This window comes from Halolactibacillus halophilus, from assembly GCF_900115605.1.
Classification (GTDB): Bacteria; Bacillota; Bacilli; order Bacillales; family Amphibacillaceae; genus Halolactibacillus; species Halolactibacillus halophilus.
Genome location: NZ_FOXC01000006.1, coordinates 1 through 14,927, shown reverse-complemented (window position 1 = coordinate 14,927; position 14,927 = coordinate 1). Strand labels below are relative to the sequence as shown.

At 37.7% G+C, this 14,927-nt stretch carries 21 protein-coding genes; all 21 read left to right on the top strand.

The window, feature by feature from the left end; genetic code table 11:
- Window positions 1–9 precede the first annotated feature (9 nt).
- A complete protein-coding gene (locus BM098_RS03485) occupies window positions 10–399 on the top strand; it encodes a hypothetical protein (protein WP_089830461.1) in 390 nt (129 codons plus the stop codon).
- A 12-nt stretch (window positions 400–411) separates the two neighbouring features.
- Window positions 412–849, top strand: coding sequence for a transcriptional regulator (locus BM098_RS03480; RefSeq protein WP_089830459.1), 438 nt, complete (start codon window positions 412–414; stop codon window positions 847–849).
- A 178-nt stretch (window positions 850–1,027) separates the two neighbouring features.
- Entirely contained in the window at window positions 1,028–1,342 is a 315-nt protein-coding gene (locus BM098_RS03475) for a DUF898 family protein (RefSeq protein ID WP_089830456.1), read from the top strand.
- Window positions 1,343–1,462: 120 nt separating this feature from the next.
- Window positions 1,463–1,807 carry an HNH endonuclease gene (locus BM098_RS03470; RefSeq protein ID WP_089830454.1) on the top strand — a complete coding sequence of 115 codons (345 nt, stop codon included), beginning with the start codon at window positions 1,463–1,465 and terminating at the stop codon, window positions 1,805–1,807.
- Entirely contained in the window at window positions 1,800–1,979 is a 180-nt protein-coding gene (locus BM098_RS03465; RefSeq protein ID WP_089830452.1) for a hypothetical protein, read from the top strand. Before BM098_RS03470 ends, BM098_RS03465 begins: the two co-directional genes overlap by 8 nt.
- Window positions 1,980–2,097: 118 nt before the next feature.
- On the top strand, window positions 2,098–2,649 hold the full coding sequence (locus BM098_RS03460) for a helix-turn-helix domain-containing protein (RefSeq protein WP_159430101.1): 552 nt from the start codon (window positions 2,098–2,100) through the stop codon (window positions 2,647–2,649).
- Window positions 2,650–2,653: 4 nt separating this feature from the next.
- Window positions 2,654–4,384: a terminase large subunit gene (locus tag BM098_RS03455; RefSeq protein WP_089830626.1), complete on the top strand. Its 1,731-nt coding sequence runs from the start codon at window positions 2,654–2,656 to the stop codon at window positions 4,382–4,384.
- Between the two features lie 222 nt (window positions 4,385–4,606).
- Entirely contained in the window at window positions 4,607–5,785 is a 1,179-nt protein-coding gene (locus BM098_RS03445; RefSeq protein ID WP_089830446.1) for a phage portal protein, read from the top strand.
- Entirely contained in the window at window positions 5,778–6,368 is a 591-nt protein-coding gene (locus BM098_RS03440) for an HK97 family phage prohead protease (protein WP_089830444.1), read from the top strand. Before BM098_RS03445 ends, BM098_RS03440 begins: the two co-directional genes overlap by 8 nt.
- The gene (locus BM098_RS03435; RefSeq protein ID WP_089830443.1) at window positions 6,343–7,746 is read left to right on the top strand and encodes a phage major capsid protein; all 1,404 of its coding nucleotides are present in this window, start codon (window positions 6,343–6,345) and stop codon (window positions 7,744–7,746) included. The genes BM098_RS03440 and BM098_RS03435 overlap by 26 nt, the downstream gene beginning before the upstream one ends.
- Entirely contained in the window at window positions 7,688–7,999 is a 312-nt protein-coding gene (locus tag BM098_RS13965) for a fibronectin type III domain-containing protein (protein ID WP_089830441.1), read from the top strand. The genes BM098_RS03435 and BM098_RS13965 overlap by 59 nt, the downstream gene beginning before the upstream one ends.
- An 11-nt stretch (window positions 8,000–8,010) precedes the next feature.
- Window positions 8,011–8,277 (top strand): hypothetical protein, encoded by a 267-nt coding sequence (locus BM098_RS03425; protein ID WP_089830439.1) that lies wholly within the window; start codon window positions 8,011–8,013, stop codon window positions 8,275–8,277.
- Window positions 8,278–8,589 (top strand): phage head closure protein, encoded by a 312-nt coding sequence (locus BM098_RS03420; RefSeq protein WP_089830437.1) that lies wholly within the window; start codon window positions 8,278–8,280, stop codon window positions 8,587–8,589.
- Window positions 8,579–8,932, top strand: a complete 354-nt coding sequence (locus tag BM098_RS03415) for an HK97 gp10 family phage protein (protein ID WP_089830435.1) — start codon at window positions 8,579–8,581, stop codon at window positions 8,930–8,932. Before BM098_RS03420 ends, BM098_RS03415 begins: the two co-directional genes overlap by 11 nt.
- A 4-nt stretch (window positions 8,933–8,936) precedes the next feature.
- The gene (locus BM098_RS03410; RefSeq protein ID WP_089830433.1) at window positions 8,937–9,308 is read left to right on the top strand and encodes a hypothetical protein; all 372 of its coding nucleotides are present in this window, start codon (window positions 8,937–8,939) and stop codon (window positions 9,306–9,308) included.
- An 11-nt stretch (window positions 9,309–9,319) separates the two neighbouring features.
- The gene (locus BM098_RS03405; RefSeq protein ID WP_089830430.1) at window positions 9,320–9,817 is read left to right on the top strand and encodes a hypothetical protein; all 498 of its coding nucleotides are present in this window, start codon (window positions 9,320–9,322) and stop codon (window positions 9,815–9,817) included.
- Window positions 9,818–9,876: 59 nt separating this feature from the next.
- On the top strand, window positions 9,877–10,194 hold the full coding sequence (locus BM098_RS03400; RefSeq protein WP_089830428.1) for a hypothetical protein: 318 nt from the start codon (window positions 9,877–9,879) through the stop codon (window positions 10,192–10,194).
- 50 nt (window positions 10,195–10,244) lie between these two features.
- Window positions 10,245–10,484: a hypothetical protein gene (locus tag BM098_RS03395; RefSeq protein ID WP_089830426.1), complete on the top strand. Its 240-nt coding sequence runs from the start codon at window positions 10,245–10,247 to the stop codon at window positions 10,482–10,484.
- On the top strand, window positions 10,485–12,452 hold the full coding sequence (locus tag BM098_RS03390) for a hypothetical protein (protein ID WP_089830424.1): 1,968 nt from the start codon (window positions 10,485–10,487) through the stop codon (window positions 12,450–12,452). It abuts the gene before it with no gap.
- A complete protein-coding gene (locus BM098_RS03385; RefSeq protein WP_089830422.1) occupies window positions 12,449–13,099 on the top strand; it encodes a hypothetical protein in 651 nt (216 codons plus the stop codon). The genes BM098_RS03390 and BM098_RS03385 overlap by 4 nt, the downstream gene beginning before the upstream one ends.
- The coding region (locus BM098_RS03380; protein ID WP_089830419.1) for a phage tail protein at window positions 13,099–14,927 on the top strand (1,829 nt) is incomplete at its 3' end. The genes BM098_RS03385 and BM098_RS03380, both read left to right, overlap by 1 nt.

The window sequence follows — 14,927 nt, the reverse complement described above, 5'->3', positions numbered from 1 at the left end:
AGTGATTATATGACTAATCAGAAGCGGATAGATGAGAATCTAGAAGAAGTGAAGAACTATCATAAACAGATCATGCAGCTATCTGAAGAGGATAAAGTAGACAAGATATACTTGTTATCAAAACAGCTTATATTCATCGGTCGATTAGCTGCGATATTCTCAGAGATGCACAGAAACATATACGTTGAGCGTAAGCGTATTTACAACACAGAGTACTTAAAATCTAAACAAAGCAAAGCAGTACATGCAGAGCTTGCTATTATCGATATAAGACAGAAAGAAGCGGACGCATACAACAATTACAAGCGATGGAACACAGCTTTTATCACAACACGAGAAGAAATTAATGCATTGAAGTACAAAGTTAGAATTGACTTAGAAGACGGATCAAGCAGATAGGCGGTAGATAATGTGCAGGAATTAAAGACAACCAAGTCAACATTTAAAAAAGTAGAATCGGAATGGTTTAATTATTATCGTACGTTACAAGAAATTAAGATGCTAGAAGATGCAATACTTTATCCGTACGATGATAGTAACAACGATCCAACAGTTGTGTCCGGTAAGAACAGCGTAAGAGACACAACAGACCCGACGGCAGATAAAGTTATTAGACTGACTAAACATAAGCAGCTTAATTACTTACGCGAGATTACAAGCGCGATTGAAACAGTATATAACGCATTACCTAAAGACCGGAAGCGGTTAGTGCATGAACGATACTGGTGCAAGGACAATAATAAGGATTGGGAGTACGTTGCGCATCAATGTTCAGTAAGCAAGAGACAAGCGTTGAGATGGCGTGATGAAATGGTTCAAGCGACAGTTGAAGTGCTCGGTTGGAGATAACATGTCACTATCATGTCACTTTTGGCCTTCTAAAATGTGATATTATGTTAATGTGGAATACATCTCCTTAGTTAGGACATTCGTGCAATCGGTGCGGGTGTCCTTAAATTTAACCCTTCTATTTCTTTTCTATTATGGTAATATAAAACCATGTCAAATTATACTAAGGAGTGATTGTATGACAGGAGAAACAAGGTCGTATTTTGATGGAGGGTTATTGCAGTTGGTAGGATGGACGTTATTAGGATGGGTTATCACAATTGTAACGTTTGGTATTATGTATCCGTGGGCGCTATGCAGAGTGTATGGATGGAAAATTAATCACACGGTGATTGAGGGTAGAAGACTGAAGTTTACAGGCTCAGCTGTTAGTCTATTCGGCCGATGGATCAAGTGGCTATTATTAACTTTTATAACATTAGGCATTTATAGTTTCTGGGTACGCATTGATCTAGAGAAATGGAAAGTAAAGCACACGATATTTATTAACTAAATAGTATTATCTGAGACATCTCATAGTGAGGTGTCTTTTTTATTATCTATTGATTACAGCGCACAGCATAAAAGGATTAAGTTCCTGCGCTGTCATGAGTGGATAAAGAGAGGTGATAGTTTGGCAACGAAACAGACTAATCCGTTTTATAAGACTAAAAGGTGGAGACGTAAACGAGAGAACATACTTAAACAACGTGACTATCTATGTGCTGAGAGTAGACAGTACGGTAACAATAGACAAGCAGAGATGATACATCACATCTATCCTTTAGAAGATTACCCTGAGTTAGCTTATGAAGATTGGAACTTGCTACCGTTAACCAATGCTACACACAATACATTCCATGATAGGAACACGAATGAAGTCATTGGTCGCGGTTTATATTGGCAAAGCAAACGCAAGAAAGAGTTTGATAGATTCTATGAAGAAAGAAAATTAAAAGGTGGCGATCGACATGGTTGATAAAAATAGTTTTACAATCATTTGTGATAACTGCGGTAGAAAGATAACGGCGGTATCAGTAGATGACATTCCAGACACAAGCGAAGAGATTGAACTATGGTTAGCGAGTGGCGCACACATGACAATAACGTGTAAGAACGAAGATTGTAAAAACGAAGTTAGTCATTATTGAAACGATAGTCCCCCCTCTTATTAATAGGAATAACAGTATTTAAGGGACCGGCGGGGGGAACTCTTTCCCTCTCCACTAAGTTTAAAAAATTTGAAAATGTCGCTAGGGGATGAGCGTATTGAATTTTGGAGAACAGTTAAAAGCATATCGTAAAAAGAAAAACCTTACTCAAAAACAACTCGCTGAAATGCTAGATATTTCTCGTAATTATTTGTCTGAAGTCGAGCGTAGCAAGAAGAACCCAAGCTCTGAGCTAAAAGAAAGAGCATCTAGTTTATTTAAAAAAGAAAGCAAGGAACCGCAAAAAAAGGTAGAGTTTTTAACAAACAAACAAGACTTAAAGACAATTTACAAAAAGCGTGTTATTAGCGACATGAAGTCGCTGAACACGTATAAAATTGAATTTGAACAAATTATCGATATCTACACTGATCTTCTTGTTCAATATCGCAATTCCTTAGACCAATATCAAAACGAGAAAGAAGCGCATGATGCATACATGATAGAAACAGGTAAAAAGCCGGCTTTGGTTTTGGTTATTGAGAATTTAAGAAAAGATATCATCACATACTCTGACAGATTAACTCTAAATCCGAAATCTATTCAAAGTACTATTTCTGACAGCAAGCCTAAATCGAAATTAGCGGAAGTGCTGAAAGGCTTTGGATAAAAACATGCACGAAGCTGAGGTGTTAGAGTATGCACGATCAGTTGTCGATAATAAAAAGATAGCCGGAAAAGAAATAGTGCAAGCGTGTCAACGTTATTTAGATGATCTTGATTATAAAAAATATGATTTTAAAACAAAAGATGCCGATTTTGTTATTGGCATTATTGAAAAAACGATTGTTCATGATAAGGGAGAAAAATTAGATGGTTCACCACTTATGGGTGAGCCTTTTATTTTGGAACCGTGGCAAAAATTTATTGTGTATAATCTTTTGGGTTTTTTTGAGAAAGGTACGATTAAACGTCGTTATAAAGAAGCGTTTATATTCCTTCCAAGAAAGAATGGTAAGACGAGATTTATCGCCGCGTTGTCATGGGGGTTAGCTTTATTACAGAGAAAATCCGGTTCGACAATATATATTGTAGGTGCCGCGCTTGAACAGTCTATGCAGTCGTTTAATTTTATTAAGTATAACCTGGATGAAATGGGCGAGAGTGACAACTTCCGTATTCGAGATAATAACCAAGAGCACTCCATTAGTGGTGATTTGGGGGACGGTAGCTTATACATCAAAGCATTAGCTGCAAACCCAGATGCACAAGACTCGCTGAACTGTAACGTAGGTATAGCAGATGAGTTGCATGCTTATAGAACACCTAAACAATACAATATTATAAAAGAAGCGATGAAAGCATATACAAACAAGTTAATGATTGGCATCACGACAGCTGGCGACAATATGAATAGCTTTTGCTACAACAGATTGAAGTATTGTCAAAAGATATTAGACAAAACGGTAACAGCAGAAGAGTACTTTGTTTTTATAGCTAAAGCTGACGAAGATGAAAATGGCGAAGTTGATTACACGAGTGCAGAGCAACACGAAAAAGCTAATCCAAACTATGGCGTAACTATTCGTCGAGAAGATATTATGAACGATGCCGAGCAAGCGCAAAATGATCCACAAGGAAGAAAGGACTTCTTTGCTAAATCCTTAAATATATACACAAGTGCTATGCGCGCTTACTTTAACATCGAAGAGTTTAGAGCGAGTGATAATAAATATAGTTGGACACTAGAAGAGTTAGCTAAATTACCAATTCAATGGTATGGCGGTGCTGATTTATCTAAATTGCACGACTTAACAGCAGCGGCTTTATACGGTCGATATAAATATAAAGGTAAAGATATCGACATTGTTGTTTCACACGCATTCTTCCCGATTGTCGCAGCACACAAAAAAGCCGAAGAAGACAACATTCCGTTATTCGGATGGAAAGACGACGGTGTGTTAACGATGAGTAATACACCAACGGTTTCGTATGATGACATTATTAACTGGTTTAAAACAATGAAAAGAAAAGGTTTTAAGATTAAGTTGATTGGCTTCGATAAAAAATTCGGTAAGGAATTCTTCTTAGGCATGAAGAGAAGTGGATTCCGTATCGTTGATCAACCGCAATACTTCCACAAAAAATCGCAAGGATTCAGAAGAATCGAAGTTAAAGTTAAGAATGGCGAGTTTTATTACTTAGGAAACCAAGCGTTTGAATACTGCGTTCAGAACGTGAGAGCTATCGAAAAAACAGATGACATGATCCAATATGAAAAAGTAGATGGTGATGGTGGTACGCAAAGAATTGACTTGTTTGATGCATCAGTTTTTGGTGCAGTTCAAATGCTAGAGGATTTAGAAAAAGGAACGACAGCAAGCAAATGGTTAGGTGGTGATTAATATTTTAAAAGAGCTAACAAACAAAATCTTAAAAATGATGTATTTAACACCAAAATCCGTATTTTTATTTATAAAAGATAACACAAGCGACTTGTTGATGCTTATTGGGATTTCCTTTATCTCAGTAGGTTTTTTTATATGGTCAACTATTATCGGTTTCATCGTAACAGGAATTTTAATAGTGGGGGTGTCTCTATTGATTCATAAAGGGGGTGTTTAAAGTTGGGTTTTTTATTAGGAAGACAAAGAAGTCCATCAAATTCTAGAGGGTGGCTAGAAACTCAAACGGCATACGAAAGTTTAGCGATTCCTGGCTATTCAAGATTGTCGCAAAGTCCAGAAGTTAAGATGGCTGCATCAAAGATAGCTGAATTGATTTCAAGCATGACGATTCATCTGATGGAAAACTCGGAAGATGGCGACATCAGAGTAAAAAACGAGTTATCAAAAAAGATTGATATTAATCCTTACTCACTAACAACGAGAAAAGCATGGATGTACAACATTGTCTATACGATGTTGATTGAAGGTAAAGGGAATAGTGTTGTTTATCCTAAAACTAAAAATGGATTAATTGATGACTTGATACCATTAAATCCATCAAAAATTAGGTTTGTTAGTGCAGACAACTCATATCAAGTTGTATATCAGAACAAATCGTATGATCACGATGAAATACTTCATTTTATGATTAACCCTGACCCAGAGAAACCTTATATGGGTACAGGATATCGCGTTGTACTAAAAGACGTTATTAACAATCTTAAACAAGCAAGCGAAACAAAGAAAAGTTTCATGAGTGGTAAATATATGCCCTCATTAATCGTCAAAGTGGATGCAAATACGGCTGAATTATCAAGTGAGGAAGGTCGTAACGGCGTATACAAAAAGTATCTTAATTCTACAGAAGCGGGACAACCTTGGATAATACCTGCAGACTTAATCGATGTACAACAAGTAACGCCTTTGTCGTTAAAAGATATAGCTATTCATGAGTCTGTTGAGATTGATAAAAAGACTGTCGCTAGTATTTTCGGTGTACCTGCTTTCTTCTTAGGTGTAGGTGAGTATAAAAAAGAAGAGTATAACAATTTTATCAACTCTACTTTACTGCCAATTGCCAAAGGGATGGAACAAGAACTAACAAGAAAGCTTTTACTTAGTTCTGACATGTACTTTAAATTCAATCCACACAGTCTGTATGACTATGATTTAAAAGAACTGTCGGAAGTATTCTCTAATCTTTATGTTCGTGGTTTATCTCCTGGTAATGAAGTGAGAAATAAATTAGGGCTCACGCCATTAGACGGATTAAATGAATTGGTTCTGTTAGAAAACTATATTCCGTTAGATAAGATCGGCGAACAAAACAAATTGAAAGGTGGTGATGTTAATGAGTAGAGAGAAAAGACAAATGAGAAGTATCTCTGTCGATTTAAAAACTAGAGCAGAAGATGACGAGATGGTCATTGAAGGTTACTTTGCTGTTTTTAATTCAGAGACAGAACTTTTTAGAGGTGCTTATGAAGAAATCTCTCCCGGCGCCTTTGACGATACATTAAGTAATGACATTAGAGCGCTTATCAATCATGACACAGGTCTTGTTCTCGGTAGAAATAAATCGGGTACTTTAGATTTGAAAACTGACAGTAGGGGTTTGTGGGGATCGATTAGAATCAACGCAAACGATTCGGATGCTGTTAATCTGTATCAGCGTGTAAAACGCGGTGACGTAGATCAGTGTTCGTTTGGTTTTAATATTATCAACGAAGAAACGGATTTCCGTGATGACGGAACGGTCAAGTGGACGTTAAAGGAAATCGACTTACACGAAGTGTCTGTTGTTACGTTTCCTGCTTATGCAGATACAGGAGTTCAAGCTAGAAAAAGAGATTATGAAGATATACAAAAACGGAAACTCGAAACTAAGAAAAACAATTTAAAGGAGCGTGTTAAGAATGGCATTAAAGCAACTGATGCTTAAAAGAAAAATCGATCAACGTAATAGTGAATTAGAAAAGGTGCTAGAACGCGACAAAGACTTTAAAAAGCGTTCGGAAGAGTTAGAAGCATCAATCGAAGAAGCTCAAACAGATGAAGAAGTTGAAGCTGTTGAAGAAGAAGTGAAAACTTTGGAAGAAGAACAATCAGAAAATGACAAAGAAAAGCAACGCTTGCAGGATGAAATCAAAGATTTAGAAACAAAGTTAGACGATATGGAAGATGACGAACCAAAAAACGTTGACGAAACAAATGAAGAAAGAGATAAAAAAACAGAGGGAGTTGTTCGTATGAAAGTAAATAAAGGATTTTTTAAAGGTCAAGAACGTTCCGCATCGGAGCAATTTGTTCAACGCGAAGAAGTAAAAACGTTTTTAACTGATATTCGCGAAGGCAATGTATTAAAAGAATCACAAATGAAGAAACGTGCTATTAATGGTGCTGATTTAGGTATTCCAGACGTTATTCTTGGACTATTGCGTGATAACTTACATCGTTACTCTAAATTGATCAGTAAAGTTAATTTACGTGCTATTCCAGGTACTTCACGTACCAATATTGTCGGAGATATTCCAGAAGCTGTTTGGACGGAAGCTTGCGCGACATTAAATGAATTAGATCTTCGATTCTATCAACTGGAAATGGACGGCTATAAAGTTGGTGGATTTATTCCTGTTTGTAATGCCACTTTGGAAGATTCAGATTTCGACCTTGCAAACGAAATTTTGGATGCTTTAGGACAAGCGATTGGTCTCGCTGTTGATAAAGCGATTTTATATGGTACAGGTACCAAAATGCCTGTTGGTATTGTCACTCGACTTGCTGAAACGGTAGAACCGTCATACTGGGGTACTAACGAAAAAGGCTGGACTGACCTTTCTACTACTCATGTAGGTCAAGTTACAGGAGCAGATGCAAAAGAGTTTTACGCTAACTTAATTCGTTTCACTGGTAAAGCAAAAGCTAATTACGGTAACGGTTCTAAGTTCTGGGCGATGAACGAAACAACATACACTGAAATTCAAGCGAAGTTAGTTGAGTTTAACGCAGCGGGCGCTATTGTATCTGGTGTTAATAATACATTGCCTATCATCAACGGTGACGTAGTTATTCTTCCGTTTATGGCCGATGGTGACATTGTCGGCGGTTATGGTTCTCACTACATCTTAGCGGAGCGTGCCGGTTCTTCATTCGCGCAATCTGAGCACGTACAATTTATCGAAGATAATACTGTTTATAAAGGTACTGCTCGATACGATGGTCGCCCTATCTTCGGTGATGGTTTCGTAGCAATTAACATCGATGGAAGCGCACCAACAACAACAGCGACATTCGCACCGGATACAGCTAATACGCCCTAATGCACCCGTCAACCTAACAGCATCCGCAACAACTAAGACTAAAACTGAATTAAGTTGGGATGCTGTTAGCCAAGCTGACGGATACAACATCTACAAAGATGGAACAAAGATGACTAGCGTGACAGGAACAACTTATACAGCTAGCAATTTAACAGCGAGTACAGAGTATGAATTTTATGTGACGGCTACAAATAGCGTGCATCAAACAGAATCTGACGCAAGTAACGTAGTTACAGTTACTACTACTGCGTAGGGGTGATCTAAATGGAAACACAAGCATTACCTTTATTAAAAGCAAGATTAGGTATCACGACAAACGTTCGTGATGCCTATCTTATTGCTATTTTAACAGGTATTAAGAGTGAATTAACTGATATACAAGGATTATTATTAGATAGCGAGAGCACGGCTCATCTTATGTTTTTAGTTGACTATGCGGAGTATCGCTATTCTAATAAAGAGAGTCCAACTATGCCTAGACATTTGCAGTGGCGCTTACACAATTTATTAATTTCGAATGGTGGTGATTAGATGAACTTCGATATTGAAATCGAGATTGGAAAACTGATTGAAATGATTGAACATGGCGAAGTTATTCAATCTGTTGATTGGTACCGAAGACTAGCTAATCAATTAGACGATAACCGCTCTGAATTCTATCAAGCTGCAAGAAGTGGGTTGAAGCCAGAATTAACATTTGAAATTAATGATTTTGAATACAGCAATGAAAATTTTGTTAGGTACAACGGTCAACAATACACGATTGTTAGAGCATCAAAACAAGGCGATATGCGCGAATTGGTCTGCTCGTCTCAAGTAGGAAGTGAAGTAAATGGCGCGTAAACGAAAAGAACTAACGATGGAATCAAACTTAGAACATATCACTAAACGCATACAAGAAAAACCTTACAAAGTCATGAACTTGGCAGGTCAACAGTTAGTGAGAGAGATTAAGCCGAATGTACCGAAAGACAAAGGAGATTTAAGAAAGTCTCTCGGTTATTGGGCAAGAAAGAAAGAAAAAGATTTGCAAATAGGGTGGTACAAAGACCCTAAAAGAGGCGTTTTTTATTCGCATATATTAATGGGTTGGGAAAAAGACCCTATAAAACCAGTCGTTGCGAAAAATGCTGAACTGATTAAACAAATGATAGGCGAAGCGTTGGATGAAATACGAAAGGAGTGAACTGATGAATACAAATATGATAGCTGATGCTATATACGGCTTTTTAAAAACTAAACATGAGCGTGTCTATCGTAATACTTCGACTAGCTCACCAACCTTCCCTTACGTCGTCTATCGCATCGAATCGGTTATGGATAACACGCCTAGTGAAGACTTTTATGTCCATGTGGATATTTACGAAGATACAAACAAAAGTGTGCGTGTGATGGAAGATTTAGCGGACAGCATAGACAATGAATTAAATGATTTAGTGATGAACACTGACGGCTTTAACGCTCATTTTATGAGGGAAGGTCGGCAGTTTGTAGATGGAAATGAATTAATTAGTGAGCAAGGTGTGTTTTTACGATACAACACACGAATATATTTTAAGTAGGAGGTAATTAAATGGCAACAGCAGATAAGATTTTACTGGGCTATGGCGTTGTGACAATTGGAGAACAACCGATTGGACTAACACGTGGCGGTTCATCTTTTACAGTTGAACGTGAGATTAGAAACATCGAAGCTGATGGTGATCGTGGGCAAGTCAAAGGACGTATCGTGATTGATACGGAGAACGCAAAGCTAACGGTCAACGCATTAGAAATGTTTAGTGCACCGGATATGAAAAAGTACTATCCTGGACTAGTAGCTGAAGGTAATAAAATCACGTCAACGATTAAAGTTGATGCGGGTGATTATAATGACGTTAAATGGGAAGGTAAGACTAAAGACGGCGAGCCAGTCGTTATCACGGTTAAAAATGCAATTAACATCGGTAACTTAGAGTGGACACTTGAAGATAAGAACGAAGTCGTCCCTGCATTAGAATTTACAGCTAGCTACACAGAAGATGACAGAGATACCGCACCGTGGGAAGTACTCATGGGAGAAGTAGTATAAAACGTTTTAAGAGGGCTTAATTGCTCTCTTTTTTTATTTTTATTTTTAGGAGGTAAAAAATGAGAAAACTAGAACTATCAGACGTGTTTAAACTATCAGAAATTATCGATGCAATGGGTATTGAATTAGATTTAAATAAGATGCTTGATAAAGCGAAGTCAAAAGAAGGCAACGTACAGGCAAACATGGGTGCCGAATTAGGATTTAAACTTGTTAAAAAGATTCATAAAGCAGAAAAGCTAGTGTACAAATTTATCGCTGATTTAACGGGCGATGACATGCAAAAAGTAAAGAAATATTCATTAAAACAATTGATCGAGTTTTTCCAAGAACTATTTAATGACGAAGATATCGTTGATTTTTTTATTCAGGAGTAACGTTAAAAGCTGAAGATATAGAAGATATCTTTCTATCTAGATATAGCGACATGCAATATATCATGTCGTTGTCGCTTAAAAGAGCATCAAAGTTACTCAATAAAGCGGTTGAAGAAAAACAAAAAGAAGAAACATACGCACTTTGGTTAGTTAGATATTCGTCTTACACAGAAGAAACGTTTGAAACGTTTGAAGAATTTTACGAAAAACTATATCCTCCGAAAATTGAAATGGACACTCGAAACAAAGATGAAATCATGAGTGAGTTACTCGGAAAGGAGGAACGATAAATGGAACTGTTTAAATTGTTCGGCTCAGTACTCATAGACGATAAAGATGCAATTAACACGCTGAACAATGTTGATAAAAAAGGTAAATCCACAGGTTCAAAGTTTGCTGATGTAGCAAAAAAAGGTGCTTTAATTGGTACGGCTGTTGTCGGCGCGGCGGCTGCTGCTGGCGGTGCATTGTTAGGCATGTCTAGTAAAGCAGCGAGTGTCGCTGATAACGTTGACAAGGCGAGTAAACGAATGGGCGTAAGCGCTGAAGCTTATCAAGAGATGGACTATTGGGCGAGTCAAAACGGACTATCTCAAGCTGACTTAGAAAAAGCTGTCGGACGATTGAATCAACGGATGGGCGAAGCGGCTAACGGAAATGAAAAGTATTCGGGTGCGCTCGAAACTCTTGGCGTTAATATGGACGATGTAAGAGATGGTACTTTATCCACAGAAGACGCTTTTGTTCAGTCTATTCAGTCTCTCTCTGAAATGGAAAATGGTCAAGAACAAGCGGCACTTGCATCAGAATTATTTGGTACAAAGTTAGGTCGTGAATTATTACCTGCTTTACAAGACGGATCACTATCAATAGAAGATGCAAAGAAACAAGCACAAGATTTAGGTATTGTTCTTGATGGTGAAGCTGTGGGCGCAGGTGTCCAGTTTACAGACACGATGGATCAAGTCAAACGTAGTTTAAGCGCGGTAACAACAAATATCGGCGTTAAAGTTATGCCGATGTTCCAAAAAGCGCTTGAATGGGTTATAGCAAACATGCCAACGATTCAATCCGTCATGGGTAAAGTGTTTAGTGCGATTAGTTTCTTTGTTGAAACAGCAGTCAATATATTTAAAACGTATCTACTTCCTGTTTTTCTCTCTTTGTACGACTGGATACAAGCGAATATGCCGATGATTCAACAGACAATTAGCAATGTGTTTGCTGGTATAAAAAACATCTGGGAAACAACGTTAAGACCAGTTTTTGAAGCTGTTATGAACGTGTTAAATCTCGTGTGGGAATTATTTAAAGTGGCTTGGCCGCATATATGGACGGTCGTAAAACTCGCGTTTGACAATATTAAAAATATTTGGGAAACGATATTGCAACCAACCATTATGTTTATTGTCGATATTATCAACGTGCTAGTATCTGTGTTTAAAAAGCATATGCCAGCGATTGAAAATACGTTTAAAAATCTTGTTGAAGCGTTTAAAGCTTATTACGAAAACATATTTAAACCAACAATCAATCTTATCGCTAATATCATCGCTTGGATGCGAGATAAGTTCACAGAGTACATCTTACCACTAGTTTCAAAAGTCATTGGTTGGTTTGCAAATATGTCATCTGGAATGGCCGAGAAAATCAACAATGCAAGGGATAAAGTGAGCAATGCTATAAATAAAATAAAAGGTTACTTTGACAGTATTGGCAGAACGAAAGATAAAGTTCTTGGTATATTCTCTGATATCTATAACGGGATTAAGAATAAAATCGAATCAGCTAGAGATAAAGTCAAAGATGCCATCGACAAGATAAAAAGTTTCTTCAACTTTAAATTTACGTGGCCAAAACTTAAAATGCCGAAATTCAGCATCAGCGGAAGTATGAATCCCATCACTTGGTTAAAAGACGGTGTGCCAAAACTTAAAGTTAATTGGAATGCTAAAGGTGGTATCTTCGATAAACCAACGATTTTTAACACAGCGAGAGGATTACAGGGTGTTGGTGAAGCAGGTCCTGAGGCAGTATTACCTTTAAACAAATCTACACTAGCGGGAATTGGTGATGGAATCGCAAGAAACATGAGCATGCAAAATATGATTAACATACTTGAAGATATTGCTAGTTTGTTAAGAAATCAAGATTATCAAATTGTGATGCAGACAGGCGCTCTTGTGGGAGCGTTAAGAAAAGAAATAGATCGTCAGTTGAGCGACGAAACTGAAATGAGAGGGCGTGGACGTCCGTGAACCAAGTTATTTTTGATGGCGTAGCGTCTTATTCGGATTGGGGTCTTTTTTGTACATCAGTCAATGTAGAGGAACCGGAACCTAAGGAACTTTACATCGACATACCATTCAGAGACGGAAGTATTGATTTAACCGAATCTCTGACGGGCGACATCGCTTATAAAGACCGAAAATTCGAAGCTTCTTTTGCTTTTATAGGAAATGAAAAAGAGTGGGAGCCTTTAAAGAGAAAGGTGAGAGCTCATTTGCATGGCAAAAGAAGAGTTATAGAGACCGACAATCTAAAAGAATATTATTTAGATGGACGGTGCCAAACAACGTTCGAAAGAGATGGAGTTGTACTAAGATTGACCGTTGCCGCGACTTGCGACACGTATATGATCAAAAAAATACCGACAATCTATAACGTAACGATAGATAGCGCCGGAACAAAGTCAATCGTATGCAAAAACTCACGTAAGCGTGTGATCCCGACGATCACGACTGACGGTGAAATCACAATTACGTTTAACGGTAATAGCTACACGCTAGACGCAGGTACGCACCGGATCACTAACATTGTATTCACTGAAGGTGATAACAACATTACATTCAGTGGTGCTGAAGGAACAAAACTCTCTGTTGAATATAGAGAGGGGGCGATTTAATGTACACAGTTTATTGTGATGGTCAACTGCTGTTTGATCCACGTGTCGATGAACTTAAAATCACCGATAAAAAACTAACGCTTGAAGTTAATAAAACGGGTGGATTTGATTTTACAATTTATCCAACTCATCCACTATACGAGAGTGTTTATAAGCTCAAATCAATCATTGAATTGTATCAAGATGATACGCTTCTTTTTTATGGGCGTGTTTTGGATGACGACATCGGATTTTACAACGATAAAAAAGTCGCGTGTGAAGGCGCGCTAGGGTATTTAAATGACTCTGTCATAAGGCCGTATGAATTTACTGGTAGTGTATCAGAGTATATCAACATGATTATATCGCAACACAACGATCAAGTTGATGACTATAAAAAATTATACATCGGTAACATAACGATACAAGATGATAACGACTACATCGTTAGATCAGATGCAACTCACACAAAAACATGGGATGTTATCACAAATAAAGTGATTAAATCATTTAACGGCTATTTACACTTTAGACGCGAAAATAACGTCAATTACGTCGACTTTTTACAAGACTCTACTTTTTACAGTAATCAAAAAATAGAGTTTAGAGAAAATCTATTGGATTTAACAAGGTCGAGAAAAGGCAGCGCGATTGTAACAGCTGTTATACCGAAAGGCGCCAGAATTGAAGATGAAGAAGGCAACGAGTCGTACGTCGACATAACGTCAGTGAATGATGGTGTTGATTACATCTACAATCAAGAGGCTGTTGACGCTTATGGTTGGGTTTATGAAACAGTTGAATTTAGCGACGTGACTCTACCAAGCAATTTAAAAACAAAAGCTGAAGCTTATCTATCTGAAGCTATTAAAACGCCTGTCACAGTCGAATTAAAAGCGATTGACAAATCGATGGCGGACGTTAATTTTGACGAACTTAACTACTTTGAATATGTCGAAGTTAAAAGCGCAATACACGATATCGATGATTATTACTTGATTAAAAAACTGTCGATTGACATGGAGAATCCGGCCAACAATACAATTGTTGTTGGTGCTGAATACCGAGTGTTTACAGACCAAAAAATATCGACAGACAATAAGATCAACGAGATTGTTAATACAATCGAGTCTAATCGAGACAGATGGAAAAATGTCACGGAAGACAGTTATCCTAACGTCAAGCCCGCAATCCCGACTGGCTTTTCTGTCACTGCAGGATTTAAAACAATTCAAATTGCATGGGATTATTCAAACTCTATCAACGTAAAAAAATACGAGCTTTATGCAGCTAAGTCAATCGATTATATAACACAACCTCAAAACCTTATTTTTGAAGGTGACTCAAGTGGGTATAGTCACGTTGTTGAGACGAGTGAAACGTGGTACTACACATTAAGGGCTGTTAATCATCACGGTCGTCCAAGCGATTTTACAACGATCGTGAGCGCGACGACAGTAAAAATTATCACAGATGACATGCTGTTTGGCAGTGTTAACGCTGATATACTCGCTGATTTGGCTGTTGATGCAAGTAAGTTAACGGACAGTGCTGTCACAGCTGAAAAAATAGCTAATGCGGCTGTCGGGAATATAGCGATTGAAAACGGTGCGATAACTAACGCTAAAATCGGTACGGCGGCAGTTGATACCTTACAAGTCAAAGACGCTGCGATTACAAACTTAAAGATAGCTGATTTGGCTGTTGATAGCGCAAAGATTGCTGATGCATCAATTACAAATGCAAAAATAGCCGATGCAGCAATCACCAATGCAAAGATAGCTAATGCGTCAATAGACGATGCGAAAATATCCAGTTTAAGCGCAGATAAAATCAACGCCGGCATATT